Annotated in this window: 8 protein-coding genes; 4 read left to right on the forward strand and 4 right to left on the reverse strand. The window is 57.8% G+C overall.

What is annotated here, in order from left to right; all coding sequences use genetic code 11:
• Nucleotides 1-273: 273 nt before the first annotated feature.
• The 3 genes from pulA to ACLQ8T_RS12590 form a co-directional block, all read right to left on the reverse strand.
• Entirely contained in the window at nucleotides 274-6,048 is a 5,775-nt protein-coding gene (gene pulA / locus ACLQ8T_RS12580; protein WP_413454808.1) for a pullulanase-type alpha-1,6-glucosidase, read from the reverse strand.
• 297 nt (nucleotides 6,049-6,345) lie between these two features.
• Nucleotides 6,346-7,920 carry a DEAD/DEAH box helicase gene (locus tag ACLQ8T_RS12585; protein ID WP_204722751.1) on the reverse strand — a complete coding sequence of 525 codons (1,575 nt, stop codon included), beginning with the start codon at nucleotides 7,918-7,920 and terminating at the stop codon, nucleotides 6,346-6,348.
• Between the two features lie 301 nt (nucleotides 7,921-8,221).
• The gene (locus ACLQ8T_RS12590; RefSeq protein ID WP_204722752.1) at nucleotides 8,222-10,363 is read right to left on the reverse strand and encodes an efflux RND transporter permease subunit; all 2,142 of its coding nucleotides are present in this window, start codon (nucleotides 10,361-10,363) and stop codon (nucleotides 8,222-8,224) included.
• A gap of 130 nt (nucleotides 10,364-10,493) precedes the next feature.
• Between ACLQ8T_RS12590 and ACLQ8T_RS12595 the strand changes: the two genes are divergently transcribed.
• The 4 genes from ACLQ8T_RS12595 (at nucleotide 10,494) to ACLQ8T_RS12610 (ending at nucleotide 14,273) form a co-directional block, all read left to right on the forward strand.
• Nucleotides 10,494-10,982 carry a MarR family winged helix-turn-helix transcriptional regulator gene (locus ACLQ8T_RS12595; RefSeq protein WP_128471257.1) on the forward strand — a complete coding sequence of 163 codons (489 nt, stop codon included), beginning with the start codon at nucleotides 10,494-10,496 and terminating at the stop codon, nucleotides 10,980-10,982.
• A 20-nt stretch (nucleotides 10,983-11,002) separates the two neighbouring features.
• Nucleotides 11,003-11,626, forward strand: a complete 624-nt coding sequence (locus tag ACLQ8T_RS12600) for a LysE family transporter (RefSeq protein WP_204722753.1) — start codon at nucleotides 11,003-11,005, stop codon at nucleotides 11,624-11,626.
• Nucleotides 11,627-11,776: 150 nt separating this feature from the next.
• Entirely contained in the window at nucleotides 11,777-12,274 is a 498-nt protein-coding gene (locus ACLQ8T_RS12605; RefSeq protein WP_413456411.1) for a low molecular weight protein-tyrosine-phosphatase, read from the forward strand.
• Nucleotides 12,261-14,273, forward strand: a complete 2,013-nt coding sequence (locus ACLQ8T_RS12610; protein ID WP_338085796.1) for a chorismate-binding protein — start codon at nucleotides 12,261-12,263, stop codon at nucleotides 14,271-14,273. The genes ACLQ8T_RS12605 and ACLQ8T_RS12610 overlap by 14 nt, the downstream gene beginning before the upstream one ends.
• Nucleotides 14,274-14,283: 10 nt before the next feature.
• On the opposite strand, the gene cls is transcribed toward ACLQ8T_RS12610, so the two are convergent.
• Complete coding sequence (gene cls, locus ACLQ8T_RS12615; RefSeq protein ID WP_128471295.1) at nucleotides 14,284-15,756, reverse strand: cardiolipin synthase; 1,473 nt, start codon at nucleotides 15,754-15,756, stop codon at nucleotides 14,284-14,286.
• Nucleotides 15,757-15,884: the final 128 nt, after the last annotated feature.

A 15,884-nucleotide genomic window follows, 5' to 3' on the forward strand; every position in this document is an offset into this window, starting at 1 on the left:
GGGCCAAAACCCCTGTGGGCCGTGCTCAGTTGCCTCAACGTACTGGGAAGCCTTTCCTACGTCATTCTTGGTCGTCGCAAAGACCCTCAAAACTGATCTACAGGCACAATGAAACAACCCGCTCTCGCGAAAACGAGAACGGGTTGTTCGCTGTCAGCGTGGACGCTTTGGCAATGAAAACCTCGGTTGCCACACTGGCTAGATCAGATCGTCAACCAACAATGTTCCTGCGGATAATCCCGACAGATGATCCAGTAGGAATGCTCCGATCTACTACTTAGCCGACCCCTGAGGTTCCACTAGGACTGCCGCCGTGCGCGCCGGAATAGTCAGCTCACCGGTGGCACTGTCGAACGAAGCCGACTTCACCCGGTCATCACTTCCACCCGCGAGCGCCTTAGCGAGCGAATAATCGTGACCTACTAATTCCTCAAGGGTCTGCGTGCTATCTTTCGGCGAGGCGTTGAAGAGCACCAAGGCCCCATCATGCTTACGATCAGCATCCTTGCCCACGGTATCGTCGATACGCATCACGATAATTCCTGGTTCGGCTTCGGACCCACCCAGCGGGAAGCTCACCTTTTGCTCGATGAGATCAGCTGAGCCCAAACGCAAGAGAACTACCTCTTTACGAGTCCGCAGCAAGTCCAGAGCAGCGCCTTCAGCAGCAGCCATGGCCTTTGCATCCGGCTTGAGCGCAGGGTCTTCTAATAGTGGAGCCATCAGATCCCACTTCTCACCGTTGTCCGCCTTGGGTGGAAGCCCGGAGCCAAAAGTGTTCTCCACGCCGGAGAAGTCGATGCGGTTAAACCAGTCCCCCGAGTTATAGGAATTTCGGTCCAAAGACTTTGAACGCAATAACTCGGTTCCGGCATGCCAGAACGGAACAGCTTGTGAATACATAACGGTTGCCTGCGAGAGGGTATTCATTCGCACTCGATCTTCCATGGAAGTATCTCGTGGCAACTTGAGCACAGTGAGGTCGTAGAGCGTTTCGTTATCGTGCGCGTCAACATAGTTGATCACTTCCCCCGGCTGCGAGGCATAGCCCGCTTTCGCTCCGCGGTAATTCAACTCATCACCACGGTGCACGCTGCCATCCGAAGTGAGGAACTCGAACCCTTCCAGATTGCCAGCCAAGCCGAGCTTCACCAGGTCTGTTTCGTGGCCGAGGTCTTTCAATGCTTCCTCGGTGCTCCCATTGACCTTATTGCCGTTGGGATCCGTGCCCAAGCCAGTACCAAAGCCCTGACGGAATGTTGAGGATGAATCAACAGGACTGCCACCATGAACGGCATCGCGCAGTCGGTCATTAAAGGTCCCTATGCCGGTACCGTTCAATTGCCCTTGAGTCGCTTGATAGAAGCGAGCATTGTCCGCCACTTCCCCAAAGTTCCATCCTTCACCGTAGAGGTAAATGGACTTGCCATCCACTCCGTCACGTCCCGGTTTCAGTTCATCTAATGCGCTGCGTACCGCTTCCATAGTCTCTCGCGAGTGGTGGCCCATGAGGTCAAAACGGAATCCATCAACCTTATAGTCCTTGGCCCACACCACCACGGCATCAACCATCAGTTTCTGCGCCGCAGCGTGTTCCGTAGCCAGGTTCTGGCAGCAGGTCGAAGTTTCGACTTTCCCGGTGGCATCAAGTCGGTGGTAGTAACCAGGCACGATCTTATCGAGCACACTGCGATCGGCTTGACCTGAGGCTGCCGTGTGGTTGAACACCTGATCAAGCACTACTTCTAGCCCCATGCTGTGCAAGGAACCGACCATTGAGCGGAATTCTTCCACCCGATTAGCGCCTTCAGGGTTCGTTGCGTATGAACCTTCCGGAGCCATGAAATGGAAGGGATCATAGCCCCAGTTGAATCCGTCTTCATCACCATGAGCGGTAACGCACTCTTGTTGTTTGCTCGAGGCTGCCGGCAGCGACTTCAAATCACAGTCCGTCTCAACACGTTGAGACTGTTCCTCCTCAATGGTGGCGATATCAAAACTTGGCAGCAGGTGAACGGTAGTCAGGCCAGCCTCGGAGAGCTGTTTGAGCTGCTTGCTTCCGGCTCCGTTGGCTCCAAACGCTCCGTAGCGGCCCCGCTGGTTCTCGGGCACCGAAGCATCTGAAATTGAGAAGTCACGGATCTGCAGTTCATAGATGCTGCGGTCCACGTCCTTTTCGACGTTTTTGGCTTTGGCCTTACGCCACTGTTTTGGCTGGTGGCGAGGATCTTCCAAGCTCACAGCCACCGAGTGGGTGGAATTAGTCGTGAGTGCTACCGAGTAAGGATCCGTCACGATGTTCGTTTCAATCTTGCCGGTTTCCGGGACATAAACTAGGACTTCCCACCGGTACTTCGCCTCAGCCATCTGAGGCTTGCCCTTCACCGTCCACACACCGCTGTCCTCCGAATAGCTAGCAGCGTATCGTGTGGTCTTCTCCTTCTTATCAGTAATCAGCAGTGTTGCGTTTTGGGCCGTGGGTGCCCAGAGCCTGAAAGTAGGGCGTTTCCCGGTGAAACTCACGCCGAGTTCTACATCTTCAAGCGCCTTGGCATAGAGATCATCGATGACACCAGCACTCTGGACTCCGGTGAAGGCGGTGAGTTTCTTGGAATCTCCTTCACCGTCGAATCGTGCCAAGGCCATTTGTGAGCGCAATGCAGAGGCTACGTCCTCGCGTTTAAGGTCAATACGCAAAGCACGGTAGTCAGCAAGATGCGGGAACTTCTTACGTTGCTCTGCACTCAACCCGCCAATAACTTCTTTGAGCTCAAGTGGCTTCGCACCGGAGATCTCTTTTCCCTCCAATTTCAAGCCGGCGTCCTTGGCAACGTAGAGGGCATAGCTTTCGCCACTACCCAGATCACGGGGAATAGCAATCGTATCTGCAGAAATCCACTGCGCTTTCATTTGACCAACGCCGTCGACCGTTTGGGTGTCAGAACCAATCTGCAGCAAGTGAGTCTTCGAGTCATACCTGAAGCTCACCGGCTTCCCCTCGGTCACCGAGAGACTGTAGTTAGCACCTCCGGCAGCACCGTCAACGCCATAATTTTCCTCCCACCCGAAGTTATGCGACACCTTAAACTCGTAGGTGCCGGCCGGAATTTTCTCCGTAGTGAATTCGTAGGTACCGTCAGCATCTGGGTCAGCCATCAAAGTTGCCAAACAGGTTGGATCCCAGTCGGAAGCACAGCCCAACTCATCTTGAAAACTTCCTGGCAAGGTGATCATGGGACCTTGTTGATCACTTTGTACGATGTTATTGCGTGGATCGAAGAAGAACTTGACGGACCCGCCTTCGTGAGAATATTTGAGGTTGTCACCACCGGCAACGCCACCAACGCCGTAGTTCAGATCCCATGATCCGTTGATGGCTACCTTGTATTCATAGTCCCCTGCCGGGACTTCGAATTCACCAGAGTAGACCCCGCCAGGCTGTTCAGTGAGTTTGGCGGCCTCGCAGGCCGGATCCCAGTCCGTGACACAACCCATTTCGGTGTTATGGCTTCCTGGCACGGTGACCATGGAGATGTCCGATTCAACCGGTTTTTCCTTCGCGAACCCGGATACATCGTTGCCCACGGAAGCATAAGTGGAAGCGGCGCTGTGTTCACCTGCGGCATTGGTACTCACCGCACGATATTCCACCAAGGTGCCTTGTGGTAGCGATGAAACGTCGTGGAAGACTCGTGGGGTGTGGCCTTCTGCCACGCCCAGTAGGTGCCACTTCTCGGTGCCTACTTCACGCCACGACATGCTTGTCTCAGCCCACGCCTGTTCGCCTAGATCCACGGATACGGGTGATACGCCGCTGAGCCCTGCCCCAGATTTTGGAGCGGAAATCTCAGGTGTGAAGGCAGCACTGTCTACGTCTTTGTCAGCTTTATAAACCACCGCAGATAGCGCTGGCACCGTCACGTTGAGTTTAGCGTCCGCAGCACTGCTGAGTTTGTCTTCCGCACCATAGAGCGCTGAGTAACTTGCGTCGGAGGTCAGAGTCGTCAACTCGACATCAGCGGATTCTTCCGAATTGTTCAGGGCCACCAAATATTCGGTTTTCTCGTCACGGTCCACACGCGAGAAAGCATAAACTCCCTTGGAATCTTGGGCGTATAGCTCTACTTGTGCCCCTCCCTTCAGCGCTTTGTTTGATTCGCGAAGTTTAGAGAGGGCCGCGATGTGCTGATACAGCGGAGAATCACTGTCATAACGATCTTGGGTTCCGAGCTTTTCTCCTGTAATCAATTCTTGGTTCTGATAGTCCGAGACTTGAGAAGCGAACAGTGATTGGCGAGAATCCTTGTCTCCACCGGTGCCGGCAAATCCTTGTTCGTCACCGTAGTAAACCACCGGCTGGCCACGGGTCAGGAACATCAGTTCATGGGCCAGTTCAACACGTTTGAGTTTCTGATTGCTGTTGTTCAGGAAGTACCCAATGCGGCCCATATCGTGATTGCCGAGGAAGGTTGGTAAGGCATCAGCTGAGGTGTTTGCCGTGGTGTAGTAGTCATCCGCCGAGAACAGCGTGCTTAGCGTTTTGGCTGAATTTCCTCCCGCGAAACCGGCAGCCGCAGATTGGAACGTGAAATCAAGGACGGAATTCATTTCCGTCTTACGCACGTAGGGCGATAGCTTTTTTGCATCGGCATCATAAACTTCGCCAAACATGAAGAAGTCGTCTTTACCCTGGGCTCGTGCGTAGTCCTGAACTTGTTTGGTCCATTGTTCCCAGAATTCGAAATTCACATGTTTTGCGGTGTCTATGCGGAAGCCATCAATTCCCAAGTCCACCCAGTTTTTGTAGACCTCTGCGAAACCGTTGACGACCTTAGGATTTTCGGTCATGAGGTCATCAAGACCTTGAAAATCGCCGTAGGTGACCGACTCGCCTTCCCATGTTGAGTCCCCGCGGTTGTGATAGAGCGTTGGATCATTGAGCCAGTCGGGAACCTTCTTGACTTGATCAGAAACAACCGGGGTATAGGGGAAGGAACTGGAAGCATCTAGCTCTGGGAAGGTATCACTGCCTGCGTAGTCCGCCGGGTCAAAGGCTTGGCCCTGAGCATCCTTATAAGGAACGGAAGATTGCTCAACGTAGGAATACTTCTTTTCCTTATAATCGATGAGATCTGCGGTGTGGTTCACAATGATGTCGAAATACACCTTGATGCCACGTTTGTGGGCGTCATCGATCAGTTCGGAGAGTTCTTCGTTGGTGCCTAGATGTGGGTCGATCTGAGTGAAATCGGTGACCCAATAGCCGTGGTATCCGGCGCTGGCATCATCACCACTACCCTGAACCGGCATGTTCTTAAAACTGGGTGTGAGCCAGATAGCGCTGGTGCCAAGGCCTTGAATGTAGTCAAGCTTGGAGCGTAAGCCTGCGATGTCACCGCCTTGAAAGAATCCTTTGTTCGTCGGATCAAACCCGGTGGTTAGCCGATCGCCTTCCAAACCGCCGGTGTCGTTAGCCGTTGACCCATTGGCAAAGCGGTCTGTCATGACGAAATAAAACTGCTCACCAGAGCCGGCTTGCCTGACCGGCGCAGAGACCAAATCGGCGTCAGTATCGGAATATTCTCCGCGAAGGTCCAGTGGTACAACCTGCGTCAGCCCCGTAGCCGTATCAAAGGTGAAGCGCAATCGGCTATCCGCGCTCAGTGCTAGGGGAATGTTCTCTTCGCCCCCGTCGAGTCCATAAGACGTGTCAAAGCTTTTGTTCAACGCTACTTTGTATTCATAGTTCCCCGCCGGAACTTCCACTTCCAGGCTGTATTGCCCTTCCTGGTCCGTGGATTGCAGACTGGTAGCTTCACAGTCAGCCATCCAGTCAGCGGAACATCCCAACAACGACTGAAAAGAACCGGCCAGAGTCACAGAAGTTTCATCTGCCGCGGCAGGAATACTAGCCAGTGGCGCCATGGGTGCGAGCGCCAGCATCGGGGTCGCGGCCAAGGCGGTGACCCAACGACGCCAACTACGTTTATGAAGGCCTGGTGGCAGTGACTGACTGCGCACGGAGGAAGCAGCGTTTCTGCTGTTCATGAAATGCTCCATTGAATTCGAAGGTGCGAGCGGCAGGCCACACTAGGTGGCTTGCCAGTGATTCATCCCACACTACTGAGCGAATTCCATCAAGTGCAAGCGTTTCCAACTTTTACACTCGGATGCAGGTAAAACATCAAAATTTTCAGTAATTTTCCAACTTATTACATAGGAAACGCTTGCACAATCTGGTGTAAAAGTCCCGATTCTCATTTTCCGATCCGCTCGCAACCCCACCACCAAAAAGAAGCCCCAGACAGCTTTTGGCTGTCTGGAGCTTCTTTTGGGTACTAGTTCTTAGCGCCCGCCGGTAGCAGGGCTTGATGCACGGCGTGGTCCACGTGAGCGGCCACCTGCGGCACCTGCAGCATTGCGACCACCGGATCGTGCTGAGCGCGAGGAGTTTGTTGGACGGTCCGCGTTAGCACCGCGGGCACCACGTGAAGGACGCTCGGTGTTGGCACCACGTGAAGGACGCTCAGCGTTAGCACCGCGTGATTCGCGTGCTGGACGCTCCGACTGGTTCGATGCACCGGAACGATCTGAACGGCGAAGGTCTCCACCGCGGCCATGTGCCTCACCGGCAGGCTTCCCACCACGAGCATTTCGTCCGCCGCCACGCCCACCGCGTGCGTTCGAAGTTTCGCCAGCAGGCTTCTTCTTCGCCGGGTTACGCTTCTGCTGCACTGGAGCAACGTATGGAACATGCTCAGCAACTTCGCCGACGACCTTAGCCACAACTGGCGAGTTCAGGTTGACCTTTTCGAAAGGTACCTTCAGCCCGGCCTGCTTCAGCAAAGTCGAAACGTCGCCCTGCTGATCAGGGGTGCAGATGGTCACTACAGTTCCATCCGAACCGGCACGTGCGGTACGGCCCGAACGGTGGGTGTAAGCCTTGTGCTCCGCAGGTGGATCAATGTGAACCACGAGTTCCACACCATCAACGTGCACGCCACGAGCGGCAACGTCGGTAGCGACAAGCACCTTCGCCTCGCCTGAAGCGAAAGCAGCAAGGTTGCGGTCACGGGCATTCTGCGACAGGTTGCCGTGCAGGTCCACTGCTGGAACGCCAGCCTTGGACAGGGTCAGCGCCATCTTCTTGGCGTGGTGCTTGGTGCGCATGAACATGATGCGGCGGGCAGTGCCCTGAGCCAGGACGCGGATCAGGTCCTTCTTATCATCGTTGCCGATGACGAAGACGTGGTGCTCCATGGTGTTCACAGCGGCCTCGGGCGCATCCACCGAGTGAATGGTCGGGTGGCTCAGGTAGCGCTTGACTACCTTGTCCACGCCGTTATCCAAGGTGGCGGAGAACAACATGTGCTGGATGCCGGTTGGCATGCGGTCCATGATGCGGCGTACTACAGGCAAGAAGCCCATGTCTGCCATGTGGTCGGCCTCGTCCAGCACGGAGATTTCCAGCTGGGACAGGTCGACGATCTTCTGCTTGATCAAGTCATCGAGGCGGCCTGGGCAGGCGATGACGATGTCAACGCCCTCGTTCATGGCCTTTTCCTGGCGGCTCTGGGCCACGCCACCGTAGATCACGGTGGTGCGCAGGCCGGCAGCCTTCGCCAAAGGCTCAACGGTCTTGGCGATCTGGGTTGCCAGTTCGCGGGTTGGAGCCATGATCAGCGCACGGGGGAAACGAGCCTTGCGGCGCTGCGGGCGATCTGCCAAACGCGCTACCAGTGGAAGCGAGAAAGCCAGGGTCTTGCCGGAACCGGTCTGGCCGCGGCCCAGGACGTCGCCGCCGGCGAGAGTCGAAGGCAGGGTCGCTTCCTGGATCGGGAAGGCGGATTCGATTCCGCTGTCGGCAAGGACCTTGGCAAGATATTCGGGCACACCGAGGGCGCTAAAAGTTACGGACATATTCAAACTTTCTCTCTGATTCGCACGCCTGATGCAGGCGTTGGGTTTCGCCGAGCCAGGAGGAAGTCCGCAACGTGCAAGGCCAAGGCCTGCTACCAAAAGTGAACCGGCGGAGGTTGTCCGGGCGATCTACTGGAGGGGAAATCAAAACTGTCGACGCATACGCCACAGAATTTTCCGGTGACGCACAAAGATCCATACTACAGTGCTCAAGCGGGGCACGTCTGTGAGCGGCCCCGCTTTGCACTGCTATGCCGGGAGATGTTCACCACCTGCACTCCCGGATTCTGCGAACTTCTTGCTAGTTCAATTCGAACTTCTTCTTCGCCAATTTCGAGGGCCACCAGACCTTTGGTCCAATTTCCTCAACCAGCGCGGGAACCAGCAGGCTGCGGACCACAAAGGTATCCAAGAGCACTCCGAATGCCACGATGAAGCCCAGCTGGCCCAGGAACATGATTGGCACTACGCCCAAGGCGGCGAAGGTTGCAGCGAGCACCACGCCGGCGGAGGTAATCACCCCACCAGTGACCTTCAGGCCAACGCGCATGCCCTCACGGGTTCCACGCTTCAAGGATTCCTCGCGCACACGAGTCATCAAGAAGATGTTGTAGTCCACGCCCAAGGCCACCAGGAACACGAAGCCGAACAGCGGCACTGAAGGGTCCGCGCCAACATAGTTGAAGACGTTGTTGAAGACCAGTGCGCTGACTCCCATCGCCGTGCCGTAGGACAGCACCGTGCTCAGGATCAGCAGCACCGGGGCCAGGATGGAGCGCAGCAGCAGCATGAGGATCAGCAAGATCGCCAGCAACGTGATCGGGATGATCTTGAACAGGTCCGCAATCGCGGTCTCGTTGGTATCGATCTGCGTTGCGGTGGTGCCGCCGACCAATGCATCCGAATCCACCGCATGCATCTGCTCACGCAGCTCAAGCACGGTTTGCTTGGCGGCATCCGAGTCCGCCGCATCAGCCAGGGTCACCGAGATCAGGTTCCGGCCTTCGACGTTCATCGGATCAGCACCACGGGCGGGCATTGCCGGGCCACCATCCTCGGCCTGCAGGTAGGCCGAATCCACGCCGGTAACATCCAGCGCCTTCTCCAAGGCCACCTTCGCCTGGGCTTCATCGACGATCACTGTGGCCGGGGATCCCGAACCACCAGGGAAATGCTCGCCCAAGGCGATCTGTCCGTCGCGCGCCTCGGAACCGCCAACCACCAGCTCGCTTTGCGGCACGCCATGGGCCCTGAGCTGGGTCATGCCCAGCGCTCCCACGGCGAGCAGCACGGCGGTAATGATCCAGATTGGACGCGGATGTCTGGCAACGAAACGCGCAATGCGGCCCCACATACCTTCCTTCTCCTGGCCCTGGGCATCTACGACCGCAGGCTTGGGGGCGAATGGCCAGTAGGCTGCCCGGCCCAGCAGCCCGAGCACTGCCGGCAGGAAAGTCAGCGCGGCGATGATCGAGAAGATAATGCCTGAGGCGCCAATTGGACCCAATGCCTTGTTGGAGTTCAGGTCGGAGAAGAGCAGGCACAGCAGGCCCACTGTCACGGTGCCGCCCGAGGCGAGGATCGGCTCCAGGGACCTCTTCCAGGCTGTCGCCACAGCCTGCCATTTGTCCTGGCCTGCGACCAGGGCTTCCTTGTGGCGGGCGACGAACAGCAGCGAATAGTCGGTAGCTGCGCCGATCACCAGGATGGACAAGATGCCCTGGGCCTGGCCATCAAGCCTGATCCAGCCTTCGGAGGCCATGAAGTACACGGCGAGGATAGCTGCGCACAGCGCCACGACCGAGGTGAGCAGCACAGTGAAGGGAAGCAGGATCGAGCGGTAGACCAGTAGCAAGATCACCAGCACTGCCACTAGGGCCACGCCCAGCAGCACGCCGTCGATGCCGCCGAAGGCCTCAACCAGATCGGCGCTGAAGCCAGCAGGTCCGGTGACATAGGCGGTGGAGCCATCAGGCTTTTCGGCGGCGATCAGCGAGCGCAGCCCTTCGACTCCGGCGTCGGCTTTCACCTCGCCGGAGACCGGAACGATGAATTCAGCAGCCTTGCCGTCCTCGGAAAGGAAGGGGCCGGTGATTTCGCCGTCCAGATGGGTGAAGTCTTTCAAGGCCTCGCCGATCCGCCCGGCATCTTCCTTGCTAACCCCCTGGGTGCTAGTAAGCAGGACTACGGCCGGGATTGCTTCGGTGGAGCGGAATTTACCCTGCCACTGCAGCGCCTCGGTGGCTTCGGCGCTCGCCGGAAGGAATGAGGTCTGGTCATTGGTCTGGACCTCGGAGAGCTTGCCGAAGGTCGGGCCGCCGATACCGGCCACTGCCAGCCACAGGATGATCAGCAGGGCGTAAATCCCTGCCCTGAGGCCAATACCCTTCTTATCCAACCGCTTCCTGCTTGCTGGTTGATCGGTTTTCGCTAGGTGCGCCACTGATCTATCCTCACTCGTGATTGCTGGCAGCGGATCGCACAGCGACCCAGAAGGCAATAGTACAAGATTTATTTCCATTATAGAAATACTCGCCAAGCTATTAAATTATTTTCCAGCTACGATTACGATTATGAGCGCACGAGAACACCATCACGTGGTTAGGCTCCTGCAGGAATTCGGCCAAGCCTCGGACCGCTACGTTGAATCCACTGGAGCAATCTACGGGACCCACCGAACCGATATGAATGCGCTGTCCATCATTATTAACTACGAGCAACGCGGCCTGCTGCCCTCCCCGCGTGATCTGAGTCGCGAGCTGCAGCTGAGTTCACCGGCCACTACCGCGATGCTGGACCGTCTGGAAAAGCTGGGCATGATCGAGCGCCAGCGCTCTGACCGCGACCGCCGCGTCATCCGCATCGCCATGACCTCCAAGGCCCGCACCAAGGGCAGGGAAATGTTCATGCCGCTGGGGATCAAGATGCTCGACATCCTCAGCGGATATGACGAAGAACAGCTGCAAGTCATCAGTAAATTCATGGCCGAAGCCGTCGCCGGTGTGGACAGCGCCCGCGAAGAAGTCGTAACACAGCGTGCGACCAAACCAGCCGCGCCATAGCCGGGTACTAACATCATCAGGTGACACTTTCACTTTGGATTTCCCTGCTCAGCGCCTGCATCATCATCAGCTTCACTCCCGGCGCCGGAGCAATAAACACGATGAGCAACTCGATGCGCCAAGGCTGGCGTGCATCCATCTGGGGTGTCATCGGGCAACAGATCGCTTTGCTGATCCATGTGGTCATTGTCGCGGCAGGAGTGGGACTGCTGGTAGCCAGTTCCCCGCTGCTCTTTAGCATCATCCGCTACGCCGGCGCCGCCTACCTGGTCTATCTGGGCATCCGCATGATGCTCTCCAAACCGGAAGTAGCCTCTGACGGGACCAGCACCGGGCACCGCCTGACACGCTGGGCAATGCTCAACCGCGGAATCCTGGTCAACTTGCTTAATCCGAAAGCCATCGTTTTCTTCCTGGCATTCACCCCGCAGTTCATCCGGACCGATCAGCCTTTGCTGCCCCAATACGCCATCTTCATCGGCACGGTCATCGTGGTGGACATCCTGGTGATGTTCTTCTTCTTTGCCGGCACCGCCCGTACCTTCCAGCGCTTCACCGCCACCTACCGGGGTGCCAAGCTGCTGAACATCCTCTTCGGCATCCTATTCATCCTGGTCGCCGCGCTGCTGTTGCTGATCCACTAATTTTTCTCCCCCAAAGCCGTCTCGAACCCCTAGTCGTAACCCATTCATGGCCCTGCGCACCGAATCGTTGCCGTTTTGTTGCCGGGAAACGGGCGCGTAGCTATCGATCGAATCGCCTTGTGCCCATAGACTGATGCCATGTTCCGGATAATGATCGTGTGCACGGGAAATATCTGCCGTTCCCCCATGGCCGAGTACATGCTCAAGAATGCGCTCAAGGACGCCGAAGTCTCGCAGGTGGAGGTCATTTCGCGAGCCATCACCGACGGCGAAGTCGGCAAGCGCATCGATGAGCGGGCCGCCAGTACGCTGCGCAGCCATGGGCTTGATGCTGCTGAGCACATTGCCGCCCAGATCGACTCGGACGAAATTGCCAAGATGAATCTTGTCCTGGCAATGGACACCGACCACTTCGAGGATCTCGTTCCCGAATTGGCCGAGATCGATCCGAGCGAACGCCCGCAGCTGAGGATGTTCCGTTCCTTCGATCCGGGAACCGCGAGCTCCCCGCACGACCAGCAGGGCATTTACGACCCTTGGTACGGTGACGCGGGAGATTTCCGCGAGACCTGGAAACTCATTTCTGCTTCCCTGCCTGCCCTTGTAGATTACGTGCGGAGTAATATCACCTCTCGTGGAAACCGCTAGACCGACACTTATTGCCATTGACGGGCGTTCCGGATCCGGCAAAAGCACCTTTGCAACAGACCTAGCGGAATACTTGGAAGCCACCGCCTCCGTAGCTATTTTGCGCCTTGAAGACCTGTACCACGGTTGGGATGGACTGCACAGTTCCTTCGAGCTGTATGAACGGATCCTGCCGCAGCTGGCAGCAGGGATCACCGCTGCATACCCCACCTGGGATTGGGAATCGAGTACCCTCGGCCGATCCAGCAACTTCTCGCCTGCCGAGATCGTTGTCGTTGAAGGCGTCGGCGCGCTCCATGTCGCAGCCCGGAAGTACCTCGACCTCGGAATCTGGCTTGAGGCCCCGGAAAACTGCCGCCGCGACCGGGCGCTGGCCCGCGACGGCGAGACCTACCGCCCGTACTGGGACATGTGGGCCGAGCAGGAAGATCGGTACCTGAAGGCCCATAACCCGCACCACGCGGCCGACCTGGTGATGGACGCCACCAGCGACCGCGATCCCATGCAAATCTGGGCACTGGCCTGCCGATACCTGCCCGCCGGAATACGCCAGCGGTGCGCAGGCCCCAACACGGCTCCCAGCGTCCTGGAATTCCGCCAGAGCTACGAGGCGCCAGATGATGCGGCCTCGCTTTTCGAGCAACTGGCCGCTGCCCTTCCGCATGCCGCGTTATTGGAATCGACAAGCCACAAGCTCAGCGACCCATTGGGACGCAATCGCTATTCGGTGCTTGCTCTCTCCACTGCTCAGCAGCCGCCGTTGCTGAGCGCTACCAGCCACGGCACGAGCATCCGACTGCCCGGCGCGGAAGTACGGCTGGGCAAAGATTTCTTCCGCGCCCTGGCTGGCTGCTGGCCTGGCTCGCCTATCGATGCGAAAACCGGCTATCCGTTGCCCGCATGGGTGGGGTATCTCGGGTATGAGCTGAAACGCGAGGTCGGCGCCGCAGATCTGCAGGCTGTGGTTGAACCCGGACGGGTACGCCCGGATGCCCAGTTCTTCGCGCCGGACACCGTGGTGGTCATCGACCATCACCAAGAGCAGATGCATCTGCACAGCATTGCCGAGCCCGCAGCGGCAGTGAGCATGCTATTGGGCAACCCGCCAGAACTGCGCAGCGGGCGGGAATTGCCCATCCCGGAATTCAGCTGCGCGGATACTGCAACCGGATACAAGCACAAGATCCGCAAAGCTCAACGGGAGATCTATGAAGGCAACACCTACGAAGTGTGCCTGACCACCGAGTTGACCGCCCATGCCGAACAGTTCGATCCATTCGAAGCCTATTGCCGCATGCGCCGCTCCAGCCCGGCACCCTTTGCCCACTACCTGCGCTTCGCCAATCTGCAGATCGCCAGCATGTCGCCGGAACGCTTCCTCGCGCTGTCCAAGGACGGGCAGCTGCGGGCCGAGCCGATCAAGGGCACCCGTCCGCGCGGCGAGAATGAAGAATCGGATCTCGCTTTGAAGCATGATTTGGCTACGCATCCCAAGGACCGGGCCGAGAACATCATGATCGTCGACCTGCTGCGCAACGACCTGTCGCACCATGCGGTTCCCGGTTCGGTGAAGGTAGCCCGGCTGTGCGCGGTGGAATCCTATGCGACGGTGCACCAGATGGTCTCGACCATCGACGCCACGCTGTCCTCCCCGCGCTTGGCCGCCGAGGCCCTGCGTGAAGCGTTCCCTCCCGGTTCCATGACCGGTGCACCGAAGCTGTCCACAATGAATATCCTGGATGAGCTGGAAGACCATCGTGCCCGCGGACTGTACTCAGGGGCGGTGGGCTATTTGGGTGCTGATGGCGCTGCCGACTTCTCAGTGGTGATCCGCACCCTGGTATGCGACCAGCTGGCTGACCAGTCATGGCGCTTGAGCTTGGGCTTGGGCGGAGCGATTACCGCAGATTCGGTACCCGCCGACGAATGGGACGAGGTCATCACCAAATCCCGTGGTGTGCTCCAGGCGCTGGGGGCCAGCTTCCCGGACGAATCCTAAGCGCTACGCGTCACTGCAAGGTGGCCGTCAGGCGTGCGACGTTGTCGATCCAACGTTGCATGCGCGGCCGGCGACGCCACTGCGACAGGGTGATCTCCGAAGAAATATCCCGATAGTGGTTCTGCACCTGGTTGACCGCATCGACCATTTCCTGGCCCAGCAGCATCACGGATATTTCCATGTTCAGGCTAAACGAACGCATATCCATATTCGAGGATCCCACCACCGCCACCTCGTTATCCACGGTGAAGCACTTGGTATGCAGCACCATGGGAGCCGGGTACCGGTGGATGCGCACGCCGGCTTCCAGCAGCTGCTGGTAATACGACTGCTGTGCATGGTGCACCAGGAACTGGTCGCCTTCTTCGCAAACATACAACTCGACTTCCACCCCGCGCTGTGCGGCAGTTGTGATGGCGTAGAGCAACGAATCGTCGGGAACGAAGTAGGGACTGGTGATCTCCAGACGTTCGGAAGCCGAATAGATCAGCGTATTGAACAGCCGCAGGTTGTTCTCGGTCCCGTAGCCTGGGCCGCTGGGCAGCAGCTGCGCCAGGGTGGAGCCCGGGCGTTCCTCGTAGGCCAGCGGGTGGCGAGCCTCAGCCATGTCCATCAGCACTTCCTGGTCGTCGTCCTCCTGCCACCAGTCGGTAGCGAAGGTGACGTCCAGGCTGCGCACCAGCGGGCCTTCGACGCGCAACATCATCTCAACCCATTCGCGGCCAACCTTGTGGGCGGACTCGCGCTTGTAGCCAGGTTCGATCAGGTTCTGGCTCCCGGTGAAAGCCACCTCGCCGTCAACCACCAGGATCTTGCGGTGGTTGCGCAGATCCGGACGTCGCCAACGACGGCCAATCAGGTCGATGGGCAGCATCGGGCGCCAGTTGATATTGGACTTCTTCAGGCGCTTCTTGAAATCCTTGTAGCCCTTTACGCGCAAGGTTCCCAAGTGGTCGAAGAGCAAGCGGACGTGCACGCCGCGATCCGCTGCCGCTTCCAGCGCATCGAGTACCGGTCCAACATAATCCGGGTCATCGCCCATGATGTAGAACTGGATATGAACATAGCGGGTGGCCTTTTCGATTTCCACGCGCATCGCGTCAAGCGAGGCACGATAATCGGAGAGGACCTCAACCTGGTTTCCGCCTTCCAGCGGCATGGCACCGAGGTTGCGATTGAGCATGACCGCCGATTCGACCCATTCCTCCTGGGAATGGAACTCTTCGGGCAGCTGCATGTGGCTCGTGGCCTTCATGATTTCATCATGGGCCCGGCGCTGCTTTTCCAGCCGGCTGCGCGACAGACGCGGGTTGGCGAAAAGCCAATAGGCGACAAGTCCCACCACGGGCAGGAAGAAGATGGCCAAGAGCCATGCCATTGCGGTGGTGGGGCGCCGGTTGCCCGGAACGATCCCGATCATGAAGTAGCGGACCGCTAGCTCGATCGCCACCAGCACGCTCCAGAGAACGCCGCCGATCTGCAAGAAGACTTCATTGCTTGGCCACACGTAGGCACCCCCTTTGGCTATACACTCGAAGTTGGCATTTCGGCCTCTGATCTGCGATATACAGGCCAAAATCCTTCGCTTAGCTTATCGAACAATCCCCTGCT

It is taken from the genome of Glutamicibacter sp. FR1, assembly GCF_047300825.1.
GTDB lineage: Bacteria > Actinomycetota > Actinomycetes > Actinomycetales > Micrococcaceae > Glutamicibacter > Glutamicibacter nicotianae.

Bases quoted from the DNA above. Each gene is read 5' to 3' on its own strand.
- pulA (WP_413454808.1), bottom strand. From the start codon at position 6,048: ATGAACAGCAGAAACGCTGCTTCCTCCGTGCGCAGTCAGTCACTGCCA.
- ACLQ8T_RS12585 (WP_204722751.1), bottom strand. From the start codon at position 7,920: ATGTCCGTAACTTTTAGCGCCCTCGGTGTGCCCGAATATCTTGCCAAG.
- ACLQ8T_RS12595 (WP_128471257.1), top strand. From the start codon at position 10,494: ATGAGCGCACGAGAACACCATCACGTGGTTAGGCTCCTGCAGGAATTC.
- ACLQ8T_RS12605 (WP_413456411.1), top strand. From the start codon at position 11,777: ATGATCGTGTGCACGGGAAATATCTGCCGTTCCCCCATGGCCGAGTAC.